Origin of the sequence: Streptomyces sp. NRRL WC-3605 (assembly GCF_001509795.1) — a bacterium.
Lineage (GTDB): Bacteria > Actinomycetota > Actinomycetes > Streptomycetales > Streptomycetaceae > Streptomyces > Streptomyces viridochromogenes.
The window spans coordinates 26,389-51,825 of sequence record NZ_LLZN01000113.1 but is presented as its reverse complement, the minus strand read 5'-3'; the positions used below and the strand labels follow the sequence as shown (position 1 = coordinate 51,825).

18 protein-coding genes are annotated in these 25,437 nt (G+C 72.0%); 1 reads left to right on the top strand and 17 read right to left on the bottom strand.

Features of this window, described 5'->3' with window-relative positions; genetic code table 11:
• Window positions 1–134: 134 nt before the first annotated feature.
• From ADL34_RS32735 to ADL34_RS32685, 11 genes are all read right to left on the bottom strand, one after another.
• Window positions 135–1,634 carry a bifunctional cytidylyltransferase/SDR family oxidoreductase gene (locus tag ADL34_RS32735; protein WP_062669943.1) on the bottom strand — a complete coding sequence of 500 codons (1,500 nt, stop codon included), beginning with the start codon at window positions 1,632–1,634 and terminating at the stop codon, window positions 135–137.
• Between the two features lie 482 nt (window positions 1,635–2,116).
• Window positions 2,117–3,676, bottom strand: coding sequence for an alkaline phosphatase D family protein (locus ADL34_RS32730; protein ID WP_199835668.1), 1,560 nt, complete (start codon window positions 3,674–3,676; stop codon window positions 2,117–2,119).
• 222 nt (window positions 3,677–3,898) lie between these two features.
• Entirely contained in the window at window positions 3,899–5,383 is a 1,485-nt protein-coding gene (locus ADL34_RS32725; RefSeq protein ID WP_062669941.1) for an FG-GAP-like repeat-containing protein, read from the bottom strand.
• 42 nt (window positions 5,384–5,425) lie between these two features.
• Window positions 5,426–6,943, bottom strand: coding sequence for an FG-GAP-like repeat-containing protein (locus ADL34_RS32720; protein WP_062669939.1), 1,518 nt, complete (start codon window positions 6,941–6,943; stop codon window positions 5,426–5,428).
• Window positions 6,944–7,174: 231 nt separating this feature from the next.
• Window positions 7,175–8,611: a GTPase ObgE gene (gene obgE, locus ADL34_RS32715; protein ID WP_062669937.1), complete on the bottom strand. Its 1,437-nt coding sequence runs from the start codon at window positions 8,609–8,611 to the stop codon at window positions 7,175–7,177.
• A gap of 138 nt (window positions 8,612–8,749) precedes the next feature.
• A complete protein-coding gene (gene rpmA, locus ADL34_RS32710) occupies window positions 8,750–9,004 on the bottom strand; it encodes a 50S ribosomal protein L27 (RefSeq protein WP_055620927.1) in 255 nt (84 codons plus the stop codon).
• 14 nt (window positions 9,005–9,018) lie between these two features.
• Window positions 9,019–9,339, bottom strand: coding sequence for a 50S ribosomal protein L21 (rplU, locus tag ADL34_RS32705; protein WP_004931419.1), 321 nt, complete (start codon window positions 9,337–9,339; stop codon window positions 9,019–9,021).
• Between the two features lie 246 nt (window positions 9,340–9,585).
• On the bottom strand, window positions 9,586–13,644 hold the full coding sequence (locus tag ADL34_RS32700; RefSeq protein ID WP_062669935.1) for a ribonuclease E/G: 4,059 nt from the start codon (window positions 13,642–13,644) through the stop codon (window positions 9,586–9,588).
• 261 nt (window positions 13,645–13,905) lie between these two features.
• Window positions 13,906–14,688 (bottom strand): TIGR03936 family radical SAM-associated protein, encoded by a 783-nt coding sequence (locus ADL34_RS32695; RefSeq protein WP_062669933.1) that lies wholly within the window; start codon window positions 14,686–14,688, stop codon window positions 13,906–13,908.
• A 48-nt stretch (window positions 14,689–14,736) separates the two neighbouring features.
• Window positions 14,737–15,786, bottom strand: coding sequence for a hypothetical protein (locus tag ADL34_RS32690; protein WP_062669931.1), 1,050 nt, complete (start codon window positions 15,784–15,786; stop codon window positions 14,737–14,739).
• Window positions 15,787–15,843: 57 nt separating this feature from the next.
• On the bottom strand, window positions 15,844–16,107 hold the full coding sequence (locus tag ADL34_RS32685; protein WP_062669929.1) for a hypothetical protein: 264 nt from the start codon (window positions 16,105–16,107) through the stop codon (window positions 15,844–15,846).
• Between the two features lie 177 nt (window positions 16,108–16,284).
• On the opposite strand from ADL34_RS32685, the gene ADL34_RS32680 reads away from it, so the two are divergent.
• On the top strand, window positions 16,285–16,857 hold the full coding sequence (locus ADL34_RS32680) for a hypothetical protein (protein WP_062669927.1): 573 nt from the start codon (window positions 16,285–16,287) through the stop codon (window positions 16,855–16,857).
• A 36-nt stretch (window positions 16,858–16,893) separates the two neighbouring features.
• On the opposite strand, the gene ADL34_RS32675 is transcribed toward ADL34_RS32680, so the two are convergent.
• The 6 genes from ADL34_RS32675 to mreD all read right to left on the bottom strand — a co-directional run bounded on the left by ADL34_RS32675 (window position 16,894) and on the right by mreD (window position 25,432).
• The gene (locus ADL34_RS32675) at window positions 16,894–17,301 is read right to left on the bottom strand and encodes a hypothetical protein (RefSeq protein WP_062669925.1); all 408 of its coding nucleotides are present in this window, start codon (window positions 17,299–17,301) and stop codon (window positions 16,894–16,896) included.
• Between the two features lie 152 nt (window positions 17,302–17,453).
• Entirely contained in the window at window positions 17,454–19,427 is a 1,974-nt protein-coding gene (locus tag ADL34_RS32670) for a TIGR03960 family B12-binding radical SAM protein (protein ID WP_062669923.1), read from the bottom strand.
• 117 nt (window positions 19,428–19,544) lie between these two features.
• Window positions 19,545–21,047 carry a CYTH and CHAD domain-containing protein gene (locus ADL34_RS32665; RefSeq protein ID WP_062669920.1) on the bottom strand — a complete coding sequence of 501 codons (1,503 nt, stop codon included), beginning with the start codon at window positions 21,045–21,047 and terminating at the stop codon, window positions 19,545–19,547.
• Window positions 21,048–21,120: 73 nt separating this feature from the next.
• The gene (rodA, locus tag ADL34_RS32660) at window positions 21,121–22,320 is read right to left on the bottom strand and encodes a rod shape-determining protein RodA (protein ID WP_062669918.1); all 1,200 of its coding nucleotides are present in this window, start codon (window positions 22,318–22,320) and stop codon (window positions 21,121–21,123) included.
• A complete protein-coding gene (mrdA, locus tag ADL34_RS32655; protein WP_062669916.1) occupies window positions 22,317–24,578 on the bottom strand; it encodes a penicillin-binding protein 2 in 2,262 nt (753 codons plus the stop codon). The genes rodA and mrdA overlap by 4 nt, the downstream gene beginning before the upstream one ends.
• Window positions 24,579–24,760: 182 nt before the next feature.
• Window positions 24,761–25,432: a rod shape-determining protein MreD gene (gene mreD, locus ADL34_RS32650; protein ID WP_062669914.1), complete on the bottom strand. Its 672-nt coding sequence runs from the start codon at window positions 25,430–25,432 to the stop codon at window positions 24,761–24,763.
• Window positions 25,433–25,437: the final 5 nt, after the last annotated feature.

The following is a 25,437-nucleotide window of genomic DNA, read 5'->3' as shown; positions in this document are numbered from 1 at the left end:
ATAGCGGTGGATATCACGGAGAACCTGCTCAGGGAGAGGGGCCGGTCTGAAGAGGGAAGGACTCAGGCCCCTGTGAATTCTTTGTGAACAAAGAATCGCAGAGGCCTGAATTCCATAAGGCTATTGATGAGTGATTATGCCACGCCGTCCTGGCGGTCCAGGACACTGGCCAGTGCCTGCTCGAAGCCGGACGCCTTGCCGGCCGCCGCGGTCGGGTCCTGCTGGCGGACGTCGATGACGTGTCCGGTCAGCTCGGAGAGCAGGACGTCGAGCGAGGTGCGGGCCACGGCCTCGGAGGAGAGCAGCGAACCCGCGGGCTCCTGGCCGAAGGCCTTGGTGCGCATCGGGGTGGCGGTCCGCTCGGGGTTGATGCAGTTCACGCGGATGCCGTCGCCGGCCCACTCGTCGCTCAGCGCCTGGGTGAGGTTCACCATGGCGGCCTTGGTCGAGGAGTAGAGGCTGTACTCGGCGCGGCCGCGGGTGTAGCTGCTGGAGGTGTAGAGGAGCAACTGGCCCTTGGTCTCGGACAGGTACTTGTACGAGGAGCGCGCGATCTGCACGGGAGCCAGGTAGTTGACCTTCAGCGCCTCCTCGATGGTGGCGTTGTCGGTCTCGGCGAGCTTGCCTATGCGCAGCACACCGGCGGTGTTGACGACGTAGTCGATCCGGCCGGTCTCGCCGTACGCCTTGGACAGCGCGTCGTCGACCTCCTCCGGGTTCTCCACGTGGGTGCCGGTGGTGGAGCGGCCCAGGGCGTAGACGTGGGCGCCGTAGGACTCGGCGAGCTCGGCGATGTCCTTGCCGATGCCGTAGGAGCCGCCGAAGACGACGATCGTCTTGCCGGTGAGCAGTTCGCGGTACGCCGCCTCGTCCACCTGCTCGGGGGCGGCGGTGGAGGCGAGCTGGAAGAGCTTGTCGGCGATGAAGACGTCGACGGGCTGGGTGACCTTCATGTTGTACTCGTCACCCGCGACGACGTGGATCGGCACGTCCGGCAGGTACTTGAGCACGACGGAGCAGTCGTCCGTGGCCTGGAAGTTGGGGTCGCCGGAGGCCACCTCGTAGGCGCGCTTGATCGTGGACAGCTTGAAGGCCTGCGGGGTCTGGCCGCGGCGCAGGCGGGAGCGGTCCGGGATCTCGGTGATGAACTCGCCGTCCTCACCGTGGGTGCGCGTGACGATGATGGTGTCCGCGGACGGGATGGCGACGTCGACGGCCTGGAAGCGGTCCAGCGCGGTGACGCAGTCGTCGATGACGCGCTGCGAGAGCAGGGGGCGCACGGCGTCGTGGAAGAGGACGTTGAGGTCCTCGCCCTCGGCCAGGCCCTCGCCGAGGGCCTCGATGGCGCGCTCGGTCGTCTCGTTGCGGGTGGCGCCGCCCTCGATGATCTTCTTGACCTTCGTGAACCCGGCCTTGGTGACGATCTTCTCGATGTCCGGGACGTATCCGGGTGCCATCAGCACGATGATGTCGTCGATCGAGTCGGCCTTCTCGAAGGTGGTCAGGGTGTGCTCGATGACGGCCTTGCCGGCGATCTTCAGCAGCTGCTTGGGGATCGACAGACCCACGCGCTGACCGGTTCCACCGGCCAGGATCACTGCGGTGGTACGGGGCTTGGCTATGTGCTGGGACACAGGTGACCTACCTTGTGGCGACTGGGAACTTCGAAATGGTCCCACTTGGGGTTACCGCAGTGCAAGGTGAGCGTCCTCGGCCGCATATGTGCGCGCAACCTGTCATTCACCTTGTACCCATGGTCCTTGCCGAGAGGCACTCCGAAGGTCCCTGGAATTGCTGTGAGTAACGGCACAGGCTCACCGCGGCCGTGGCGCGGGGGCTTCGGGCCATGGTGTCCGGGCGTTCCCACGGGATCCCTGGACGATGTCCCCCGAACCGTACGCGACGTGGCGGCCGCGGTGTACCGCGCGACCGCCACGGTGTGGGTGCGTATCTTCACATCCGTACGGAATGCCCCGTCCCAGCCGGCACCCGGGCCGCACAATTCACCGCCGGTCCGCAATCGGGAATTCCGAATGGAGATTTCGCAGCGATCGGGTCACGGTGCGGTGACCCCGGAGACGCCGGACTCCGGGGCCACGGCCGGGTGTTATCTGGGTCACACCACCTCGACGCCGGGTCTGCCCGCCTCGACCCGCAGCCGGGCCAGCGTGCTCGCGGTCGCCGTCGGCGTGCGGACCGTGTCCACGATCCGCACGCGCGCGTCGATGCCGTCGCGGCGGATGTCGAGGAGGTGGTAGCCGCGGTGGGCGTCGATCAGCTTCCAGTGCGGGTTGTCCGGCACCCTGGGGTCCCACTCCCGGTGGAAGGCGTCCTGGTCCTGGTCGCCGTTGCTGGAGACGGACGTGCCGACGAACTCGGCGCCGACGACGTCGGACTCGGGGTCGGCGAAGTCCCGCTTCAGATCGCTGACCATCGTGAAGTGCCGGTCGCCGGTGAGCACGACCGGGTTGCGGACGTGCCGCAGCTCCTCCAGAAGCGCGTTGCGCTCGGCCTGGTAGCCGTCCCAGGCGTCGTAGTACCAGAGCTTGCCCTCGCCGGCCTTCAGGTCGGTCTCCGCCATCATGATCTGCGAGCCGATCAGGTTCCAGCGGGCCGGCGAGTGGCGCAGCCCGTCGAGCAGCCACCGCTTCTGCCCGGCGCCGAGCATGGTGCGCGCGGGGTCCTGGGCGCCCTCCTGCGTGGTGGCCTGGTCGCTGCGGTACTGGCGGGTGTCCAGCACGTTGAGCCGCGCGAGGCGGCCGAACTCCAGGCGGCGGTGCATCCGGATGTGCGGGCCGTCGGGGACGGCGCTCGCGCGGACCGGCATGTGCTCGTAGTACGCCTGGTAGCCCGCCGTCAGCCGGGCCACGAAGGCGTCGTGCGGCTGCTTGTCCGGGTCCTGCGGGATCTCGCCGGCGAAGTCGTTGTCGATCTCGTGGTCGTCGAAGGTGACGATCCAGGGCGCGGCCGCGTGCATCGCCGCGAGGTCGGGGTCGGTGCGGTACTGGGCGTACCGGTTGCGGTACTGGTCGAGGGTGTACGGCTCACCGCTCCCCTCGTGCCGCCGCACTCCGGTGGACGACGGGGTCGACTCGTAGATGTAGTCGCCGGCGAACAGGACGACGTCCGGGTCCTGGGCCAGCATGTCGGCGTACGGCGTGAAGTAGCCGTGCTGCCAGTTCTGGCAGGAGGCCAGGGCCAGGCGCAGCAGGCCGCCGGAGCTCGCGGGGTGCGGCGCGGTGCGGGTGCGGCCGGCGGGCGAGAGCTGGCCGCCGGCGCGGAAGCGGTACCAGTACGTCCGGCCGGGGCGCAGCCCGCGGACGTCGACATGGACGCTGTGGCCCAGCTCGGGCCGGGCCTGGGCGGTGCCCCGGCGCACGGGCTTGCGGAACCGCTCGTCGTCGGCGATCTCCCAGTCGACGGGGACGGTCCGGCCGGGCATCCCGCCGCCGTGCAGCGGGTCGGGGGCCAGCCGCGTCCACAGCACGACACCGTCGGGCAGCGGGTCGCCCGAGGCGACGCCGAGGCTGAACACCCCGTCCGGCAGCGGTTCTTCGGTGGCACGGGCGGCCGCCGGCAGCCACAGCTGCGCGGTGGCCGCCGCGCCGAGCACCGCGGCACCCGCGGTGAGCACTCGGCGCCGGTCGAACGACGTGGATCCGGATATCCCGGTCATCGGTGAACTCCCCTGCCTGGCTTGCCTCGTGGACACTTCGGATGCTCGCGCTCCCGGGCGGACCCGGCGCTGAACGGCGAGCTTCGCGTGCATGACAAATGGGGAGACATCAGAGGACCCGTCACGGCTCGGCGGTGTGCTCCGGCGCGTCTGTGGGGTGCGCCGGTGCGGGGGCGCCGCGACGGGGTCCGGTCGCGCGGTCGGCGGCCGGGGCCGCCGGGGTCAGTCCTCGAAGTTGGCGCCGAGCCTCGCCTTCGTCGCGACCGTGCCGAGGGTTCCGGCGCCGAAGGTGGACGAGCCCGTCGCGCCGATCCCGGCGGACGACGAGGGGAACAGCCACACCGACCCGGCGTTCTCGTTCTCGCCGGGCGCCCCGACGACGAGTTCGGCGCGTCCGTCACCGTTGCCGTCGACGAGGTGCGTGGCGCCGCCGAACACGTCGTTCGTCTCCGCCACGCCCGGCACCGAGGCGGTGTCCTGGTTGACGCCCTGGGCGCCGGCCCCGGTCAGACCGGCCCGGCCGCCGCGCAGGACCACGGTGCCGCCGGCGTTGCTCAGCCCGTCGAAGTCCTCGCCGGGCACGCCCACGGAGACGTCGGCGTAGCCGTCGCCGTTCACGTCGGCCACCGTCACGTCGGTGCCGAAGCCGTCGCCCCGCTCGGCGGCACCCGGAACCCCGGCACTGTCCTGGTTGACGTACATCGCCTGGGTGCCGACCGGGCCGGTCGCGGAGCCGGGGACGAACGCGACCCGGCCGCCCAGTGGGATCGGGGTGTCGAGGTCGCTGTCGTACCCGTCGACGGAACGGCCCACGACGATGTCCTCGAACCCGTCGCCGTTCACGTCGCCGACGTCGGCGAACTCACCGCCCTGCAGCCGCCATCCCCGCGCGTCGCGCGGGACGGTGCCCTCGGCGAGGCCGTCGCGCGTGCCCCGCCAGTAGACGATGTGCCGGGCGTCGTACTCGTCGCCCTGGTTCAGGGTGCCGACGACGTCGTCCACGCCGTCGCCGTTCACATCACCGGTCGCGAGGTCCAGGAACCGGGCGTCGGAGTCGTCCCGCACGGTCTCCTCGCCGCCCCGCGCGGCCCCGTCCCGGCCGAACGGCCCCCGGACCACCCGCAGATCGGCGCTGCCCTGCACGACGACGAGGTCGGCCTTCCCGTCGCCGTTCACATCGCCGACGGCGAGCTTGCCCCGGCCGCTGAGCCGGTCGTACGTGTCCTTCCCGTACGCCAGCGCCGCCCCGCCGGACAGCCCGTTCGCGCCGCCCCACACGACCTGCACGAGGCCGGTCTCCGCGCCGCCCTCGACCGAGTCCTCCCCGGTGACGCCGACGACGAGGTCGGTGTAGCCGTCGCCGTCGAGGTCGGCGCCGCTCACCGCACTGCCGAAGTGGTCGGCCGTCTCGGCGGAGTCGGGGACGCCGGGCGTGTTCTGGCTGAGGACCAGCCTCGACGCGGGCTTCAGCCCGGTCGCCGAGCCGTACACGACGGCGACGTACCCGGCGCCGGTCTTCCCGTCCACGGTCGCGTCGGGCGCGGCCACCGCGAGATCCTCGTAGCCGTCGCCGTTGAAGTCGGTCCTGATCCCGGTGGTGCCCGAGGGGGTGGCGCCGGCCGCGTGGGCCGCGGGGAGGACGGCGGCGCCCGTCGCGGCCGCCACGACCGCGAGGGTCACCCGCCATGCCCGTCCATGAGTGCGCATCTCGGTCTCCAGTTCTGTGCGGTGAGGGGAGGTGGTGGGCCGTCAGCCGGAGACGGCGGCGCCGAAGCGGGCCTTGCTCGCGGTGAAGCCCATGGTGGCGGGGCCGAACGAGAAGGAGCCGGTCGCGGTGATGCCGGTGGACGTCGTGGAGAGGACCCACACGGAGCCGTCGGTGGCGTTCTCGTCCGGGTCACCGACGACGAGCCCGTTCCGCTTGTCGCCGTCGGCGTCGACGAGCGCGGTGTCCGCCCCGAACCTGTCGCCCTTCTCGGCGGTGCCGGGCACCTTGGCGGTGTTCTGCGTGAACGCCTTGGCGCCGGTGCCGGTCAGGCCGGACGCGCCGCCGCGCAGCACGAGCACGGCGCCGGCGTCGGTGACGGAGTCGAGGTCCTCGCCGGGCAGGCCGGTCGCCACGTCGAGGTAGCCGTCGCCGTCGGTGTCGCCGATGGACAGCCCGGTGCCCATGCCGTCGCCCTTCTCGGCCGCGCCCGGCACCCCGGCGGTGTCCTGGTTGATCCACACCGCCTTGCGGCTGGTGGACACGCCCTGCGGGCCGCCGTACACGACGGCGACGGCGCCGCCCTTGGTGGGCAGTCCGGTGGTGCTCTCCGAGGAGTGGCCGACGACGATGTCGCCGTAGCCGTCCTTGTCGAGGTCGCCGATCGCCGCGTCCTCACCGGGGACGGTCCGGCCCTGGGCGTCCTTGAGCAGGCCCTTGCGGGTGAAGCCGCCCGTGCCGCCCAGGAGCAGTTCGACGCCTCGGGTGCCGTCGGCCTTCGTGGTCCGCACGGCGAGGTCGGCGGCGCCGTCGCCGTCGACGTCCCCCGCGGTCAGCGACTGGTAGCTCTGGGTCTGCCCGGCGATGGTGAAGTAGTCCTTCTTCGCGGGACGCCCCTCGCGGTCGAACGGGCCGTGGAACACCGTGCCGTCGCCGTTGCTCTTCTCCGGGTCCCAGCTCTGCCAGTCGTCGTTGCTGAGCGTCACCAGATCCGGGTGCTTGTCGCCGTCGACGTCCGCCACGGTGAACAGTCCGGTCGCGGCGGGCACCAGCGGCGTCCACATCAGGGTCGTCGGCTGGGCCGACAGCCCGTCGGGGCCGCCCCAGTTGACCTGGACCGTGTAGCCGTCCTCGATGTCGACCTTGTAGTCCTGGATCACCGAGACCAGGTCGGCGTAGCCGTCCCCGTCGAGGTCCCCGCTCTCCAGATGGCTGCCGTACAGGCCCCGCCAGCCCTCGGGGTCCTTGACGCCCGGGCCCTTGAGCACCTGCTTGCGGGAGGTCGACAGCCCGCTCGCCGAGCCGTACAGCACGCTCACCGATCCGGCACGGGCCTGGGTGTTCACGGTGGTGCCCGGCGCCCCTATGGCCAGGTCGGCGTACCCGTCGCCGTTGAAGTCGTCGTGCAGCCGCTTCGCGCTCGCCTTGGCGGTCACCGCGGACTCCGTGGCGGCGTTCACGGCGGGGACGGCGATCGCCCCGGCGACGAGCACGGCCCCGGTGGCGAGCCCCAGCCGTCTGCGGTGCGAGTTCGGGGTACGACGGTGGGAACGCGAGGGCACGGCAACTCCGTTGGTCGGACGGCGACGGAAACGCGGCGAGGTTCAAGATCCTCCTGCGCGCCGCCCAGTACGACTCGCCGGGCCGCCCGGGGGTTGCCCTCAGGAACCCCACGGGTTTGCCCGCGGTTCACCGATCCGGCCACCGTCTCCGGCCGGAGGGTGCGGACACGACGACGCCGGGACCACCCGTGGTGGCCCCGGCGTCGCTCACACCGGTCGTATCGGCGTCGGCTAGAACGGCTCGAAGTCGTCGAACTCCCGCGCCGCCTCGTCCCGTTCGGCCTGCCGGTCGCGCCGGCGCTGCGCGGCGGGCCGGGGCTCCTCCAGGCGGTGGTCCTCGCCACGGCGGCCCAGCATCTCCGCGCCGGCCATCACCGTCGGCTCCCAGTCGAAGACGACCGCGTTGTCCTCGGGGCCGATGGCGACGCCGTCGCCGGACCGGGCGCCCGCCTTCATCAGTTCCTCTTCCACACCGAGGCGGTTCAGCCGGTCCGCGAGGTAGCCCACGGCCTCGTCGTTGTTGAAGTCCGTCTGCCGCACCCAGCGCTCGGGCTTCTCGCCGCGCACCCGGAACAGGCCGTCGTCCTCGCGCACGACGGTGAAGCCCGCGTCGTCCACGGCCTTGGGCCGGATGACGATCCGCGTCGCCTCCTCCTTCGGCTTCGCAGCCCGCGCCCTGGCGACCAGGTCGGCGAGCGCGAACGACAGCTCCTTCAGCCCCATGTGGGCGACGGCGGACACCTCGAAGACCTTGTAGCCACGGGCCTCCAGGTCCGGCCGCACCATCTCGGCCAGGTCCTTGCCGTCCGGTACGTCGATCTTGTTCAGCACGACGAGCCGCGGACGGTTGTCGAGGCCGCCGTACTCGCGCAGCTCGGCCTCGATGATGTCCAGGTCGGAGACGGGGTCGCGGTCGGACTCCAGCGTCGCGGTGTCCAGGACGTGCACGAGCACGCTGCACCGCTCGACGTGGCGCAGGAACTCCAGGCCCAGGCCCTTGCCCTGGCTGGCGCCCGGGATCAGACCGGGGACGTCGGCGATGGTGTAGACGGTCGAGCCGGCGGTCACCACACCGAGGTTGGGCACCAGCGTGGTGAACGGGTAGTCGGCGATCTTCGGCTTGGCGGCGCTCAGCACCGAGATCAGCGAGGACTTGCCCGCGCTCGGGTAGCCGACCAGCGCCACGTCGGCGACGGTCTTCAGCTCCAGCACGATGTCCTGGAGGTCGCCGGGCTCGCCGAGCAGCGCGAAGCCGGGCGCCTTGCGCCGGGCCGAGGCCAGCGCGGCGTTGCCGAGGCCGCCCCGGCCGCCCTGTGCGGCGACGAAGGACGTGCCGTGCCCGACCAGGTCGGCGAGGACGTTGCCCGCCTTGTCCAGCACCACCGTGCCGTCCGGCACCGGCAGGATCAGGTCCTGGCCGTCCTTGCCGGAGCGGTTGCCGCCCTCACCGGGCTTGCCGTTGGTGGCCTTGCGGTGCGGGGAGTGGTGGTACTCGAGCAGCGTGGTGACCGACTGGTCGACGGTGAGGATCACGTCGCCGCCGCGCCCGCCGTTGCCGCCGTCGGGCCCGCCGAGCGGCTTGAACTTCTCACGGTGGACGGAGGCACAGCCGTGGCCTCCGTTACCCGCGGCGACATGCAGTTCGACGCGGTCCACGAAGGTGGTCATGGTCAGTGCCTCCAGAAAGTACGGGGTGGTTCTTCGATAACACGCGAAAGGCGGACCCGCCTTCCCGACCGGGAAGTGAGGTCCGCCTCGCGAATCGTTCGGTCGAAGCCCTGCGCACAGGGCCGTGAGTCGGAGGACTCAGGCGACCGGGACGATGTTGACGACCTTGCGGCCACGGCTGGAGCCGAACTCCACCGCACCGGCCTGCAGCGCGAACAGCGTGTCGTCGCCGCCACGGCCGACGCCCGCACCGGGGTGGAAGTGGGTGCCGCGCTGACGGACCAGGATCTCACCCGCGTTGACGACCTGACCGCCGAAGCGCTTCACGCCGAGCCGCTGGGCGTTCGAGTCGCGACCGTTCCGGGTGGACGATGCGCCCTTCTTGTGTGCCATGTCTCCTCAGTCCCTTACTTCGCAGCCGCGGGGATCTCAGTGACCTTGATCGCCGTGTACTGCTGGCGGTGGCCCTGACGACGGCGGTAGCCGGTCTTGTTCTTGTAGCGCAGAATGTCGATCTTCTGCCCCTTGTGGTGGTCCACGACCTCGGCCTGGACCTTGATGCCGGCCAGCACCCACGGGTCGCTGGTCACAGCGTCGCCGTCGACAACGAGCAGGGTCGAGAGCTCGACCGTGTCGCCAACCTTGGCGGTGGAAATCTTGTCAACCTCAACGATGTCGCCGACAGCAACCTTGTGCTGGCGACCACCGCTGCGCACGATGGCGTACACGCGGATCTCACTCTCTCGCTCGGGAACGGCACCCCCGCAGTCCAGCCGCCCGGCACGCGGACAGCCTCTCCGAAGCACCCGGTGCGTCGGAGGACGAGGTTTACGGGGATGTGGCGCGTCCTATATCCACGGACACACCGAGGGTCAAGGTTACGGGGCCGCTGCCGAGGGGGTCAAACCGGGCCCGGCCCCGAACGAGTGCGGCCGGTCACAGGGACCGGCCGCACTCGTGTCACACGGGACGCGTCACTCGTCGGTGCTCGCGGAGACCGTGGTCTTCTTCGCCGTCGACTTGGCCGCGGCCGTCTTGGCGGTCTTGGCCGCCTTCTTGGCCGTGGCCTTCTTCGCGACCGTCTTCTTGGCCGCCGTCTTCTTGGTGGCGGCCTTCTTCGCGGTGGCCTTCTTGGCCGTCTTCCGGGCCGTCTTCTTGGCCGGAGCGGCCTCCTCGGCGCCTTCCTCGGCCACCGGAGCCTCGTCGGCGGCGGGTGCCTCGTCGGCCGCCGGTGCCTCGTCGGCGGCGGGGACGACCATGACGGCCGCCTCCTCCGACGCGGTCGGCGCGGTGGCCTTGCGCACCGCACGGCGGCGCGGGCGGGCCGGGGCGGCACTCTCCGCGACCGGCTCGGCGGGCGCCTCGGCCTGCCCGGCCGGGGCCTGGTCGGCGACCGGCTCCGCGACCGGCGCGGGCGCCGTCTCGGCGACCGTCACCACGGCGGCCTCGGCCCCCGCGGGGGACCCGGCGGGCGCGGACACCTTGCGGGTGGCCCGGCGCCGCGTCCGTCCCTTGGGCGCGGCCTCCTCGGCGATCGCCTCGGTGCCGGGCTCCTCGGCGGCGGGTGCGGCCGGCACGACCGCGTCCTCCACGGCCGCCGGCTGGGCGGCCGCCTCGGCGGCCGGCTCCGGCTGGACCGGACGGGCGATCTCCTCGGCCACGGTCACGTCCTGGGCCGTCGGGACCGCCTCGGCCCTCCGCGGCGCACCGGCCGGAGCCGACGCGCGCCGGCCCCCGCGGCGCCGGGAACGCCCGCCGCGCGCGGCGGCCTCCGCCTCTGCGACGCTGCTGTACAGCTCCTCGTCGGGCGAGAACGCGGGCTCCGCGAGCGCGGCCGGCTCGGCGACCTCGGCGGCGACCTCGGCCTCCGTCTCCGCCTCCTCCTCGGCCGTCTCGGCCGGCTCGGTGGCGACGGACGCCTCGTGCACGTGCTCGGGACCGGCACCGGCCCGCGCGCGCTTCTTTCGCTTGCCACCGCCGCCGCCACCGGCGGACGTGGGCTGCTCCATGTGCACGATGACACCGCGGCCGTTGCAGTGGACGCAGGTCTCGGAGAAGGACTCCAGCAGGCCCTGGCCGACCCGCTTACGGGTCATCTGGACCAGGCCCAGCGAGGTCACCTCGGCGACCTGGTGCTTCGTACGGTCCCGGCCCAGGCACTCCAGCAGGCGCCGCAGCACCAGGTCCCGGTTGGACTCCAGCACCATGTCGATGAAGTCGATGACGATGATGCCGCCGAGGTCGCGCAGCCGCAGCTGGCGCACGATCTCCTCGGCCGCCTCCAGGTTGTTCCGGGTGACGGTCTCCTCGAGGTTGCCGCCCTGGCCGGTGAACTTGCCGGTGTTGACGTCGACCACGACCATCGCCTCGGTCCGGTCGATCACCAGCGAACCGCCGCTCGGCAGCCAGACCTTGCGGTCCAGCGCCTTGGCGAGCTGCTCGTCGATCCGGTACGTGGCGAAGACGTCGACCTCGCTGGTCCACTTCTGGAGCCGCTCGGCCAGGTCGGGCGCCACGTGCGAGACGTAGCCGTGGATGGTCTCCCACGCCTCGTCGCCGCTGACGACGACCTTGGAGAAGTCCTCGTTGAAGATGTCCCGGACGACCCGGACGGTCATGTCCGGCTCGCCGTAGAGCAGCGTCGGGGCGTTGCCGCTCTTGGCCTTCTTCTGGATCTCCTCCCACTGCTGCTGGAGGCGTTCGACGTCTCGGCGCAGCTCGTCCTCGCTCGCGCCCTCGGCGGCGGTGCGCACGATGACGCCCGCGTCCTCGGGGACGATCTTCTTGAGGATGGTCTTCAGCCGGGCCCGCTCGGTGTCGGGCAGCTTGCGGCTGATGCCGGTCATGGAGCCCTCGGGCACGTACACGAGGTAGCGGCCCGGCAGGGAGACCTGGCTGGTCAGACGCGCGCCCTTGTGGCCGATCGGGTCCTTCGTCACCTGGACGAGGACCGACTGGCCGGACTTCAGGGCGGACTCGATGCGGCGCGGCCCGTTGGCCATGCCGAGCGCCTCGAAGTTGACCTCACCGGCGTAGAGCACGGCGTTGCGGCCCTTGCCGATGTCGATGAAGGCGGCCTCCATCGACGGCAGCACGTTCTGGACCTTGCCCAGGTAGACGTTGCCGACGTACGACGTCGACTGCTCCTTGTTGACGTAGTGCTCCACGAGCACGTTGTCCTCGAGGACGCCGATCTGCGTACGGTCGCCGTGCTGACGGACGACCATCACGCGCTCGACGGCCTCGCGGCGGGCCAGGAACTCGGCCTCGGTGATGATCGGGACGCGGCGGCGGCCCTGCTCGCGGCCCTCGCGGCGGCGCTGCTTCTTCGCCTCCAGGCGCGTGGAGCCCTTGATGGACTGCACCTCGTCGGACGGCTCGGGCTTCGGCCGGGGCTCGCGGACCTTGACGACGGTGCGCTCGGGGTCGCCGTCGCCGGGCTCGGCCTCCACGGACGTGTCACCGGCGCGACGGCGCCTGCGGCGGCGCCGGCGGCTGCTGCTGGACCCGGACCCGGCGGAGTCGTCGTGCGCCTCCTCGGCGTCCTCCTCCTCCTGCTCGGCGGTGTCCTCGGCGTCCTGCTCGGCCTGCGCGGCGGCGGTCTCCTCGGTGGCGGTGTCGTCGGAGTCGCTGCCGTCGGCATCGGCGTCCGGCTCGCCGGAGTCACCGCGACGGCGGCGACGGCCACCGCGGCGGCGGCGACGGCGCGAACCGGTCTCCTCGGACTCGTCGCCGTCGGCGGAGTCCTCGGCACCGTCCTCGGTGTCGTCGGACTCGTCCTCGGCGGCGGGCTCGACGGCAGCGGCCTGCGGCTCCACGTCCTCGCCACGGCGGCGGCGACGGCGGCGCGGAGCGGCGGGCTGCTCCTCGCGGAGCTCCTCGTCGTCCTCGGTCTCCACCTCGGCGGCGGCCTCGGCGGCGGCGCGCTGCGGCGTCTGGAACTGCGGCTCGGTGAACACGGGCGCCTGGAAGACGGCCACGGCGGGCCGCGACGGACGCGGCGCCTCGTCGGACGCCTCACCGGCGGCGGACCGCGCGGGCTCGGCGAAGCCGGTGGCGGCACGGCGGACGGCGCGGCGACGGCGGCGCGGGGCGGCGTCGTCCTCGGCGGCGGCACCGGTCGCGGCGGGGCTCTCGATGTCGACACCGGACGTCACCGGGGTCTCGGCGGTCACCGGCGTCCCCGCGGCGGTCTCCTCGGAGACCTGCTCGGAAGCCGTCTCGGAGACCTCCTCGGTGGCGGCCGGGGCGGCCGTACGGCGGGTGGCGCGGCGGCGCGTGCGACGCGGGGCGGCCTCGTCCTCGGACGCGGCGGCCTCGGCGCTCTCAGCGGGCGTCTCGACCGGGGCGGGCTCCGGCTCGGTCACCGGCGCCTCGTCGGCCGGGGCGGCCTGGACGGCTTCCGGCGCGGCGGAGCCACGGGTGGCGCGGCGGCGCGTACGGCGCGGGGCGGCCTCCGTGGTCTCCTCGACGGCGGCGGCCTCAGGGGCCGCGGCGGTCTCGGCCGTCTCGGCGTCGTTCTCGGCGGGCTTGATGTCCTCGGCCTCCTGCGCGGGGGCGGGGGCCGCGGCGGGCGCGGTCACCCGGCGGGTGGCCCGGCGGCGCGTGCGCGGCGGGGCGGGCTCCTCGGCGGTGGCCGGGGCGGGCTCCTCGACGACCGGCTCGGCGGCCGTCGCGGGCACCACGGTCTCGGCGGCCGCCTCGGCCGCCGGCGAACCGGTGGGCGCGGACGCACGGCGCACCGCACGCCGGCGCGTACGGGCCGGGGGCGCGGGCTCGGGGGTCTCCTCGGCCTCGGCGGTGACGTCTGCCTCGACGGCCTCGACGTCGTCCTTCTCCTCGTCGACCTCGTCGACCTCGGCGGCCGGTATGGCCGGCTCGACCACCTCCGCGGGCTGCGTCCCGGCGGCAGCGGCGGGCGGTCCCGCCGGCCGGGAGGCGGCACGGCGCCGGCGGCGCGGCGGCAGGGTGTCGCTCGGAGTGTTCAGTTCGGAGTCCGTGGCGGACTCTGTGGGTTCGGTCGGTTCGAGCATGCGGGCGTTTCTCCCGTCAGGCTCCCGGGCGCCGCGCCTGGTCCGGTGGTGTGCCGGTGACGTCCGCGGCTCGCGCGATGCGCGACTGCCGCCGTCCGGGGCGCGGGCGCCGCACGGGAGCTCTCTGTGTCCTGTCTCGCCGGTTCCGTACGCCTCATGCGCACGGCCTGGCGAAAGTCTTCTGGTCGGTGCGCTGCCCGACCCAGGTGGCTCCCGAGTACGAGGGCGGCGCTTCGACGTCCGTCCCTACGCGGAACTTCCTTACGCCGACGCCGTCGCGGTGGCAGCGGTCCCGGCCTCGGTTGGGGCCGTCGCTGCCTCGCGGTCGGGCGCGAGCGGGTCGGTCACCGTGCCGGTCTCTTCATCGAGCAGCCCCTGCGCCAGCCTGGTCACCGCTGCGGGGACCGGCGGCGCCAGGTCGGCCACGGCGCGGAGACCGGACAGGACGTCGTCGGGTCGTACGGCAGGCGTCACGTGCCGAACAACCAGCCGCAGTATCGCACAGGGCCGGTCCGTCGGCCTATCAGCCTGCGAACTGTGTGTTTCCGAATGCTGGACGCTCTCGAGATGGGCGACCGCGGGACGGGCGTCGAAAGTGCGTACGCCGTTCTTGGTCATGCGCTGGACCTCGACGGTCTCGGCGGCCTGGAACGCGGCGACCGCTCGCGCGGCGTCGGCCGGCTCCACCCCGTCGAGACGCAGCTCCCAGACGGACGCCGTGAGACGGTCGGCGAGCCCGGAGGTCCGGGCCTCGACCGCGTCCACGACATCGAGCCCGGCGGGCAGCGACTCGTCGAGCAGCGCCCTGAGCTGCTGCGGATCCCGCGCCTCGGTGAGCGCGATCTCCAGGTACTCCGCCTCACTGCCCGTGCCGGTGGGTGCGGCATTGGCGTACGACACCTTCGGATGCGGCGTGAACCCCGCCGAGTACGCCATGGGCACCTCGGCGCGGCGCAGCGCACGCTCGAAGGCGCGCTGGAAGTCACGGTGGCTGGTGAACCGGAGGCGGCCGCGCTTGGTGTAACGCAGTCGGATGCGCTGCACCGCGGGTGCGGGCGGCGGGCCTTCGGGCTGTCGCTTGCCCAGTGTCGTTCAGTCCTTCGTGAGAGCGGTCGTACTGCTACCAAGAGTACGTGTCTCGCGGGCCGGAGGTTCCCGCCGGTCCACCATCTCGCGCTGCTTCGGCTCCCCGAACAGCATCCGGCGCACGTCGGCGCGGGCCTGCCGGGCCGACTCCCGGACGGACGCCAGGGCCTGCCGGGTCGCCCGCCCGACAGCACGCGCGGCCTGGGCGGCGGGCTGCAGAACGAGATCCCGTACGACGTGTCCGACCGGCGTGAGCACGGTCCGGTACACCCAGCGCACCGGCTCCACGAAGATCCACCGCAAGAGGGTCCCGAGGAAGCGCCCGACGGCGCGCGAGATGTGTCCCGCGACCCTCCAGGCGTGCCCGAGGGCCTCCCCGACCTCCCTGCCGATGACGGCGAGGACCCGCCCGACGGGAGCCAGCACCCAGCGGTACAGCCCCACGGCGGGCAGCACGAACAGCACCCGGAGCGTCCAGTAGAGGCCGGCCCCGATGCCGGTGGCGACGATCCGCACGGTCCAGGCGATCGCGCGTCCCACGGGTGCGAGGATCCACGTGTACAGCCACATGGCGGGGACGACGAGGAGGTACCGCCCCAGCCAGCCGAGCGCCGCGAGGACGCCGAGTCCGGCCGCCGCGAGGACCGCGCCGATCCCCCGCAGGACCCACATGACGGCCCGGCCGACCGGCGCGAGCACGCGCGCGTAGAGCCACGTCAGACCGGCGGCGATCCCGTGGCCGAGCGGAGTGAGCACGTACCGGTACAGCCAGACGAGCGGTACGACGAACAGCGCGTTCCCCAGCCAGGCGAGCCCCCGGCCGAGGGGCGCGAGGACGTACCGCCACAGCGCGACGAACGGCCATACGAACAGGGCCCGCCCCAGCGGGCGCAGCACGACGTCCCGCAGGAAGCGCCCGCCGACGACGAGCGCGTCCCACACCATCCGCACCGGCACGACCAGCAGCAGGACGACGATGCGCACGGGTATGCGGATCGCGACCACCAGGCACCCTTCGGGCTCCTCGCGCGGCGGCGGCGCTTTCTCCAGATCCATACCGGCGTAGACGCGGCGCCGGCCTGGACGGATGCACGCGCGAGGGAGAGATCTGCCTCAGTACGAGCGGGTCCGGTTGAAGCTGGTGATGTTGAGCTTGACGCCCTGGGCGGTCTTCAGGGTGGTCGGCGTCTCACCCTTGGTGGTCTGCCCCGGCTGGACCGCCGTCTCCAGCTCGGTCCCGTTGGCCAGCCGCGTGCCACCGGAGTCGACGGCCTCCCATGCCCACAGGCAGCCCCGGCTACGGCGCTTCTTCTGCGGCGGTCCGGACGGCGGCGGCCACCCGCGCCGGGCGACTGACCACTGTCGCGCGGACCCCACTGAGGACCACCCGCGGGCGGCTGGTTCGCCGGCATGTGCCCCACCTCCTCGACGGCTGAGGCCAAGCTGGGGAGGGGCGATCACCCCGGCGATCGGAGCGCCGCCACTCAGGCGAAGGCGAGGCCGCGCTGTCAGTGCCGGTCGGTAGGGTGCGCGCAACGAGTGGGAGGGGGACCCATGGGATTTTCGGGGCATCTGGTCTTCGCGCGCAGCAGCCGTCCGCTGCGGGAGATCCCGGTGTTCGACGGCGCCGCGGAGGCCGTCGGCCCGGAGGAGCGGCGGCCCGGCGGCTGGCGGACGGTGCAGCTCCGGCAGGGCACCTGGAACGTGGAACGGCTCCCGGCCCTCGTCGACCGGACCGGCGCCCCCGCCTGTGTCGCGGACGTCTCCGACAGCGACCTGGCCCTCGTGACCGGGCTGGACACCACGGGCCGCCGCTGGCAGGCGTGGCTGAACCTGGACGCGGTGGCCCGGCTGCTCGTGGAGGAGCCCGACGACGTGGACGACCCGATCACCTGGCTCTACACCCCGGCGTTCCACGAGGCGGTGCGCCGCAAGCGCGCCGAACTCGACGAGGCCGTCCCCGAGGACGCCGAGGGCGCCCTCACCTGGGCCACCGCCGCCGGCGTCCACCCCCCGGCCGAGCGCGCCACCATCGAGAAGGTACTGCGCTCCCAAGAGCCTTTCGCCGAGGACTTGTTCAGAGCGCTCCTGAACACCCTGGGCTTCCCCGGACCGACAACCGTCTGACCCCTCACCCGGCCGGACCGACAACCGCCTGACCCCTCACCCGGCCGGAGCGAGCACCATCACGACGTGCTCCACCTGCCCCGGCACCAGGGCCAACCGGAACTCCCCCTCACCGGAAGCGCACTCCACCACCAGCGCCCGGTGATGAAGCCGGTTCCGCTCCCGCCCGTCGGGCTTCCGCACCCGCACGAGCCGCGCATCGGACGGCAGACCCGGCCCGCCAACGTGCGACGGATGCCGCTCCCACGACCAGACCCCCGACGCGATCACGAAGGACCCACGCACCCACCGCTCGGACCCCGCCGCACTGATCCGGCAGGGAATCGCGATGCGCCGCCCGTCGAGAAACCGAGCGGCGAGCCGCCCCTGCCGCTCGTTGAGATACACGGCGGCCACCAAGGCCCCGAAGAGGGCACACATCACGAACGGCAGGACACTCGACACGCCCGCATCCAAACAGCCCGCACGCCGAAGATCCAGACCGCTGACGCCCTCGCCCGCCGCGCTGCTCCGCCACGCCGGCTCAGCGCCCCGGAACAGCCGCGAGCCCCCTCCCGTCCGGAAGGGGGCTCGATGGGGCCGTACGCGTGTGCGGGTCAGTGGGAGTGACCGGTCGGCGCCGGTGCCGCGTTCTTCACTGTCAGGGGCAGCAGCTTCTTGCCCGTCGGGCCGATCTGGATGTGGGTGTCCATCTGAGGGCAGACGCCGCAGTCGAAGCACGGCGTCCAGCGGCAGTCCTCGACCTCCGTCTCGTCGAGGGCGTCCTGCCAGTCCTCCCAGAGCCAGTCCTTGTCGAGGCCGGAGTCCAGGTGGTCCCAGGGCAGGACCTCCTCGTACGTGCGCTCGCGCGTCGTGTACCAGTCGACGTCCACGCCGTACGGGGCCAGGGCCTTGTCGGCGCAGGCCATCCAGCGGTCGTAGGAGAAGTGCTCGCGCCAGCCGTCGAAGCGTCCGCCGTCGTCGTAGACCGCGCGGATGACGGCGCCGATGCGGCGGTCACCGCGGGAGAGCAGGCCCTCGACGATGCCGGGCTTGCCGTCGTGGTAGCGGAAGCCGATGGAGCGGCCGTACTTCTTGTCGCCCCGGATCTTGTCCCGGAGCTTCTCGAGGCGGGCGTCCGTCTCCTCCGCCGAGAGCTGCGGGGCCCACTGGAACGGGGTGTGGGGCTTGGGGACGAAGCCGCCGATCGAGACCGTGCAGCGGATGTCGTTCGAGCGCGAGACCTCGCGGCCCTTCGCGATCACCTTCGTCGCCATGTCGGCGATCTGCAGGACGTCCTCGTCGGTCTCCGTCGGCAGGCCGCACATGAAGTACAGCTTCACCTGGCGCCAGCCGTTGCCGTACGCGGTGGCGACCGTGCGGATCAGGTCGTCCTCCGAGACCATCTTGTTGATGACCTTGCGCATGCGCTCGGAGCCGCCCTCGGGGGCGAAGGTGAGACCGGACCGGCGGCCGTTGCGTGTCAGCTCGTTCGCCAGGTCGACGTTGAAGGCGTCCACGCGGGTGGAGGGGAGGGAGAGGCCGATCTTGTCTTCCTCGTAGCGGTCGGCCAGACCCTTGGCGATGTCGCCGATCTCGCTGTGGTCCGCCGAGGAGAGGGACAGCAGGCCGACCTCCTCGAAGCCGGTCGCCTTCAGGCCCTTCTCGACCATGTCGCCGATGCCGGTGATGGAGCGCTCGCGGACCGGGCGCGTGATCATGCCGGCCTGGCAGAAGCGGCAGCCGCGGGTGCAGCCGCGGAAGATCTCCACGGACATGCGCTCGTGGACCGTCTCGGCCAGCGGGACGAGGGGCTGCTTGGGGTAGGGCCACTCGTCGAGGTCCATGACCGTGTGCTTGGACACGCGCCACGGGACGCCCGACCGGTTCGGGACGACGCGGGCGATCCGGCCGTCGGGCAGGTACTCGACGTCGTAGAACGCCGGGATGTAGACCCCGCCCGTCTTCGCGAGACGGAACAGGACCTCCTCGCGGCCACCGGGCCGGCCCTCCGCCTTCCACTCCCGGATGATCCGGGTCATGTCCAGCACGGCCTGCTCGCCGTCGCCGATGACGGCGGCGTCGATGAAGTCGGCGATCGGCTCGGGGTTGAACGCCGCGTGCCCGCCGGCCAGGACGATCGGGTCGTCGATCGTGCGGTCCTTGGACTCCAGCGGGATGCCCGCGAGGTCCAGGGCGGCCAGCATGTTCGTGTAGCCGAGCTCGGTGGAGAAGGAGAGGCCGAACACGTCGAACGCCTTCACCGGGCGGTGGCTGTCCACCGTGAACTGCGGCACCCGGTGCTCCCGCATCAGGGCCTCCAGGTCCGGCCACACGCTGTAGGTGCGCTCGGCGAGGACGCCCTCCTGCTCGTTCAGGACCTCGTAGAGGATCATGACGCCCTGGTTGGGCAGCCCGACCTCGTAGGCGTCGGGGTACATGAGCGCCCAGCGGACGTCGCAGGACTCCCACGGCTTGACCGTGGAGTTGAGTTCTCCGCCGACGTACTGAATCGGCTTCTGCACATGCGGGAGCAGAGCTTCGAGCTGCGGGAACACGGACTCGGCGGCCGCAGCGGTTTCGGCAGACATCTCGCGAACCTTCGTGAGCTGGACTGGACTGACAGCTGGACTGGACTGACAGCTGAACTGACAGGGGTGACCATCTAGCCTAACGCGGCCCCGGACGCCCCCGGCACGGCCCGAGGGTCACAGGGCGTCCGCCCGGCCCTCCGTTCCGGCCCAGATCGCGGGCAGCTCGGCCTCCACGACGGCCGCCCGTCCCTCCTCCCGCCCGTACAGCAGCCCGAAGGTGAAGGCGCTGTGGCCCGCGGCGTGCGCGAGCGCGGCCAGCTCGCGCAGGGTCCGGCGGGCCATGACGCTGTCCTGGTGCTCGCCCAGCAGGTTCTGCAGGGCCTTCATGGACTTCACGAGGTCCTTGGCCGGGCCGCCGAGGGCCGGTAGGGCCGCCTCCGCCGCGTACCGGGTGCGCTTGGTCTTCTTCCGCGCCTCGTGGATGGCGACGTCGCGCTCGGTGCCGGGCTCCAGCTCCAGTGCCTGCCGCACGAGCGCGGCCACCTTGCCGAAGTCCTTGCGTACGGCCTTGGCGAGCACCTTGCCCGGCTTCTTCCCGGCCGCCTTCAGCAGCGGCGGATCGGCGAGGACGTCGTCGAGGGCGTCGAGCAGCGCCAGATAGCGGCGGGAGTCGAGGATGCCGATGAGGCGGGCGCTCGCGCCGCCCGGCCGGTCCCCGGCCCAGGTGCTCAGCCGCTCGGCGACGGGCCCGGCGACCAGGGTGGTGGGCACCTCGGCGAGGGCGGCGGAGAGGCGTTCGTCCAGGACCTCGCGGTCCCGGTCCACACCGAGCTCGCCGGCCAGCCATTTCAGCTCGTCGGCGATCGGGTCGGTGACGGTCCGGTCCAGGACCTTGCCGAAGGACTTGAAGGCGCTGCGGGTGCGGCGGGTGGCGACGCGCATGCTGTGCACGGAGTCCTCGGCGTCCTGGCGCACGGCCGGGTCGAGGGCGACGATCGTGTCGCGCTGGGTGCGCAGATACGCGAGGACGTGGTCGCCCGCGGTCTGGGACCGCTCCGCGGACGCGGGGGCGAGCGGCTTCGGCGCGGTCTCGGCGAGGGCGCGGGCGAGCTTCGACGGTGACGCCGACGGCCGTACTCCCGCCTTGCGCAGCCGTTTCTCGACCCGGTCGAGCAGGGCCGGGTCGCCGTCGTCGGCCAGTTCGACCTCGATCTCGGTCCACCCGGTGCGGCCGCCCCCTCCGGTGAGCCGCTCGGCCCGGACGGTGTCCACGCTGAGCTCGGCGAGGACCCGCCCGTCGGCGTCCACGAGGTCACGGGCGTCGCGGTCGGAGCGCAGCCGGATCACCGGCACCAGCTCGGCGTGGCGGACGCGGGAGCGGACCAGGGCGGCGAGGTCGTCGGGGAGCGTGTCGGAGAGCGGGGCCTGGATCTCGTCCCGGACCCCGGGGGACACGGGGAACTTCAGGTGCCAGCCGGCGTCGGAGCCGCCCGTTCTGCGACGGAGGGTGACCGACGCTCCGGCGAGGCGCTCGTCGGTGGTGTCGTAGTAGGTGGCGTCGAGATGTGCGACACCTTTCTCGATCACGGCCGCGACCCCGGCGACACCGGTCAGGTCGGGCAGGCCGCCGCCGTCGGATTCGTACTTCCGCTCGATCTCCCGCTTGGTGTCCGCCATGAACCGAATGTAATCGGACTCGGGGGAAGGCGACAGGTTCTGCCTGGCCCGAACCGCCCGGCGTACGGGCGGCTCAGGCCGACATCGGGCGTTGCACCCGGATGGACTGGAGCAGTCCCACCGCCACCCAGACGGCGAACATCGACGATCCTCCGTAGGACACGAAGGGCAGCGGCAGACCGGTCACCGGCATGATCCCCAGGGTCATCCCGACGTTCTCGAACGCCTGGAAGGCGAGCCAGGCCACGATGCCGGCCGCGACGATCGTCCCGTACAGCTCGGTGGTCTCGCGGGCGATTCGGCAGGCCCGCCACAGGATGACACCGAGCAGCAGGATGATCAGTCCGCCGCCGACGAAGCCGAGCTCCTCCCCCGCCACCGTGAAGACGAAGTCGGTCTGCTGCTCCGGGACGAACTGGCCGGTGGTCTGCGAGCCGTGGAACAGCCCCGAGCCGGTCAGGCCGCCGGAACCGATCGCGATACGCGCCTGGTTGGTGTTGTAGCCGACGCCGGCTGGGTCGAGCTCGGGGTTGGCGAAGGCCGCGAAGCGGGCGATCTGGTAGTCGTCCAGGACGCCGAGCTGCCATACGGCGATGGCGCCCGCGGTGCCCGCGCCGATCAGCCCGAAGACCCAGCGGTTGGAGGCGCCGGAGGCCAGGAGCACCCCGAGCACGATCACCACCATGACCATGACGGAGCCGAGGTCGGGCATGAGCATCACGATCAGCATGGGCACGGCGGCCAGGCCCAGGGCCTGCACCACCGTCCGGTGGTCCGGGTACTGCTTGTCGCCCGCGTCGACGCGCGCGGCCAGCAGCATCGCCATGCCCAGGATGATCGTGACCTTGACGAACTCCGAGGGCTGGAGCGAGAAGCCGCCGGGGAGCTTGATCCAGGAGTGGGCGCCGTTGATCGTCGAGCCGAGCGGGGTGAGCACCAGCAGGATCAGGAACACGGACAGGCCGTAGAGGATGGGCACGGCCGTGCGCAGGGCGCGGTGGCCCAGCCACACGGTCCCGACCATGAGGGCCAGCCCGATCCCGGTGTTCAGCACGTGCCGGATCAGGAAGTAGTACGGGTCGCCCTGGTTGAGCTCGGTGCGGTTGCGGGTCGCCGAGTAGACGAGGACGGCTCCGATCATCGACAGGGCGACACCGGCCAGCAGTATCGGCCAGTCGAGCCGGCGGGCGAGGGAGTCCCGGGCGAGCAGGCGGGACAAGCCCGCCCGCTGCGGCCCGTACCCGGAGACCTGGAAGCTGTTGGCGCCGGTCATGTGAGCATCCTCCGGCCTCCACGCCTACGGCTTCTGCGCCTGCGGCGCCGGGTGTCCCGGTTCTCGGGGGACTGTGTCGACACGGTCCCGGCGAGCTGCTGCGGGTCCGGGTCGGCCTCGTTCTTCTGGGTGGCGCGCTGCTCCTTCGCCGGGTCCTTGGGGACCTTCGGCGAGGTGATGGTGCCGTCGGTGCGGACCTTCGGCAGCTTCTTCTGCGGGGTGGGCAGCAGCGCGTTCTTCTTGTCGATGGTGCCGTCGTCGGAGACGCCGTACAGGGCGTCGTAGATGTTGCGTACGGCCGGGCCGGAGGCGCCGGAACCCGTACCACCCTGGGAGATGGTCATGACGACCGAGTAGTCCTTGGTGTAGGTCGCGAACCACGAGGTGGTCTGCTTGCCGTGGACCTCGGCGGTACCGGTCTTGGCGTGCATCGGGATCTTGTCCTGGGGCCAGCCGACGTCGGCGAACCGCCAGGCGGCGGTTCCGCGGGTGGCGACGCCGGCGAGGGCGTCGTCCATCCGGGCGAGCGTCTGACGGCTTATCGGCAGCTTGCCGTGCGGCTTGGGCTCGATCTCCTCGACGCTCTTCCCGTCGGCGCTGACGACGGCCTTGCCGACGGACGGGTCGTAGAGCGTGCCTCCGTTGGAGATGGCCGCGTAGATGGTGGCCATCTGGATGGGGGTGACGAGCGTGTCGCCCTGTCCGATGGAGTAGTTGACGGAGTCACCTGCGCGCAGCCGGTTGCCTTCGAGGCAGTTCTCGTACGCGATCTGCTCGACGTAGGAGCCGCCCTTCTTGCCGTACTTGCACCAGGCGTCCTTGTTGGCCTTCCAGTAGTCCTGCTTCCACTTGCGGTCCGGGATGCGGCCGGTGACCTCGTTGGGCAGGTCGATGCCGGTCTCGGCGCCGAGGCCGAACTGGTGGGCCGTCTTGTAGAACCAGTCCTTGGCGTTCTTCTTGGGCTTGGTGCCGCCGTCGCGCTTCCACTCCTCGTGGGACAGGCGGTAGAAGACGGTGTCGCAGGAGACCTCCAGGGCGCGGCCGAGGCTGATGCCGCCGTAGCCCTGGGACTCGAAGTTCTTGAAGACCTGGTTGCCGATGGAGTACGAGCTGGAGCACTCGTAGGGGCCGTCGAAGGAGTAGCCGGCGTTGACCGCGGCGGCGGTCGGGATGACCTTGAAGATCGAGCCGGGCGCGGACTGGCCCTGGATCGCGCGGTTGAGCAGCGGGTAGTTGGAGGACTTGCCCGTCAGCCGCTTGTAGTCCTTCGCGGAGATGCCGCCCACCCAGGCGTTGGGGTCGTAGGTCGGGTTGGAGGCCATCGCGACGATGCGGCCGGTCTTGGCCTCCATGACGACGACCGCGCCCGAGTCCGCCTTGTACGGCTCGTTCGTGTTGCGGTCCCACTCCTTGCGGGCTTCCTTCATCGCCTCGTTCAGCTCGTACTCGGCGACCCGCTGGACGCGGGCGTCGATGCTGGTGACGAGGTTGGCACCGGGCTGAGCCGGGTCCGCCTCGGCCTCGCCGATGACCCGGCCGAGGTTGTCGACCTCGTAGCGGGTGACGCCGGCCTTGCCGCGCAGCGCCTTGTCGTACTGCCGCTCCAGGCCGGACCGGCCGACCTGGTCGGAGCGCAGGTACGGCGACTCGGTGTCCTGGGCCTGCTGGAGCTCCTGGTCGGTGACCGGGGAGAGGTAGCCGAGGACCTGGGCGGTGTTGGCGCCGCCGGGGGCCGGGTACCGGCGCAGGGCCTGCGGCTCGGCGGTGATGCCGGGGAAGTCCTCGGCCCGCTCCCGGATCTGGAGGGCCTGCTTGGGGGTGGCCTCGTCGGTGATGGGGATGGGCTGGTACGGCGAGCCGTTCCAGCAGGGCTGGGGGGTCTTGGCGTCGCAGAGCCGGACCTTCTCCATGACCTCGGCGGGCTTCATGCCCAGCACACCGGCCAGCTTGGTGAGGACGGCCTTGCCGTCGTCCGGCATCTTCAGCAGGTCGGTGCGGGAGGCGGAGACCACGAGCCGGGTCTCGTTGTCCGCGAGGGGCACGCCGCGGGCGTCCAGGATGGAGCCGCGGACGGCGGGCTGGACGACCTGCTGGACGTGGTTGCCCGACGCCTCCTTGGCGTAGGCCTCTCCCTCACGGATCTGGAGGTACCACAGGCGTCCGCCGAGGGTGCCCAGGAGGGAGAGGACGAGGATCTGGATGACGACGAGCCGGATCTGGACGCGGGGCGTCCGGCCGGTCTCGGGGATGTTGCTCACTGCGGCTGCCTCCCCCTCTCAGTGTGTGTGCCGGTGGGCGTGGGCCGGTCCCAGGACATGGGACACGAGGACGGACGTCTGTGCGGATCGTCCGTACGGCTGTGCGTGTACGAGTGTGGAACGTCCCACCGGCGAGCCCGGGTTCCCTCCCGGCTCACCCGTCCGGGTGAACTCCGCTGGCCTCACAGGCGCTTGACCCCCTTGATGCGCCCGGCGCGTGCCGTGCGCGCCCGGACCGTCCTGACCTTCAGTCCGCCCCGCTGGCCTCCGATCCGCAGACCGGTGCCGCCGGAGAGCCAGCCGGAGGAGATGTCGGACTTCTTCGCCTGGCTGCTGGTCTCGGCGAGCGGGTCGTTCTCCGCGCGCCGGGCGAGCGCCATGATCCCGGGGACGACGAAGGGCGCGAGCAGCAGGTCGTACAGGGCCGCCGTGAACAGGAGGCTGCCGAGCCCGACATGACGGGCGGTCGTGTCGCCGACGAGCGCGCCGACGCCCGCGTACAGCAGCGTCGTGCCGACCGCGGCGACGACCACGACGACCATGGGCCCGGTGGCCGACTTGAGCTTGCCGTTGTCCGGTTTGAACAGGCCGGCGAGATAGCCGATGACGCACAGGACGAGCGCGTAGCGGCCGGCGGCGTGGTCGGCGGGTGGGGCGAGGTCGGCGAGCAGACCGGCGCCGAAGCCGACGAGGGCGCCACCGACATGGCCGTAGACGAGGGCGAGGCCCAGGACGGTCAGGAGCAGCAGATCCGGTACGGCGCCGGGCAGATGGAGCCGGGCGAGGACGCTGACCTGGACGACCAGGGCGACGACGACCAGGGAGGTGGAGAGCAGGATCCGGTTGACGCGCATGAGGG

What these genes read in the sequence shown, in the direction of transcription:
- ADL34_RS32730 (WP_199835668.1), bottom strand. Translation starts at nt 3,676, where the DNA reads ATGACCGGGATATCCGGATCCACGTCGTTCGACCGGCGCCGAGTGCTC.
- ADL34_RS32725 (WP_062669941.1), bottom strand. Translation starts at nt 5,383, where the DNA reads ATGCGCACTCATGGACGGGCATGGCGGGTGACCCTCGCGGTCGTGGCG.
- obgE (WP_062669937.1), bottom strand. Translation starts at nt 8,611, where the DNA reads ATGACCACCTTCGTGGACCGCGTCGAACTGCATGTCGCCGCGGGTAAC.
- rpmA (WP_055620927.1), bottom strand. Translation starts at nt 9,004, where the DNA reads ATGGCACACAAGAAGGGCGCATCGTCCACCCGGAACGGTCGCGACTCG.
- ADL34_RS32700 (WP_062669935.1), bottom strand. Translation starts at nt 13,644, where the DNA reads ATGCTCGAACCGACCGAACCCACAGAGTCCGCCACGGACTCCGAACTG.
- ADL34_RS32690 (WP_062669931.1), bottom strand. Translation starts at nt 15,786, where the DNA reads ATGGATCTGGAGAAAGCGCCGCCGCCGCGCGAGGAGCCCGAAGGGTGC.
- ADL34_RS32680 (WP_062669927.1), top strand. Translation starts at nt 16,285, where the DNA reads ATGGGATTTTCGGGGCATCTGGTCTTCGCGCGCAGCAGCCGTCCGCTG.
- ADL34_RS32670 (WP_062669923.1), bottom strand. Translation starts at nt 19,427, where the DNA reads ATGTCTGCCGAAACCGCTGCGGCCGCCGAGTCCGTGTTCCCGCAGCTC.
- ADL34_RS32665 (WP_062669920.1), bottom strand. Translation starts at nt 21,047, where the DNA reads ATGGCGGACACCAAGCGGGAGATCGAGCGGAAGTACGAATCCGACGGC.
- rodA (WP_062669918.1), bottom strand. Translation starts at nt 22,320, where the DNA reads ATGACCGGCGCCAACAGCTTCCAGGTCTCCGGGTACGGGCCGCAGCGG.
- mreD (WP_062669914.1), bottom strand. Translation starts at nt 25,432, where the DNA reads ATGCGCGTCAACCGGATCCTGCTCTCCACCTCCCTGGTCGTCGTCGCC.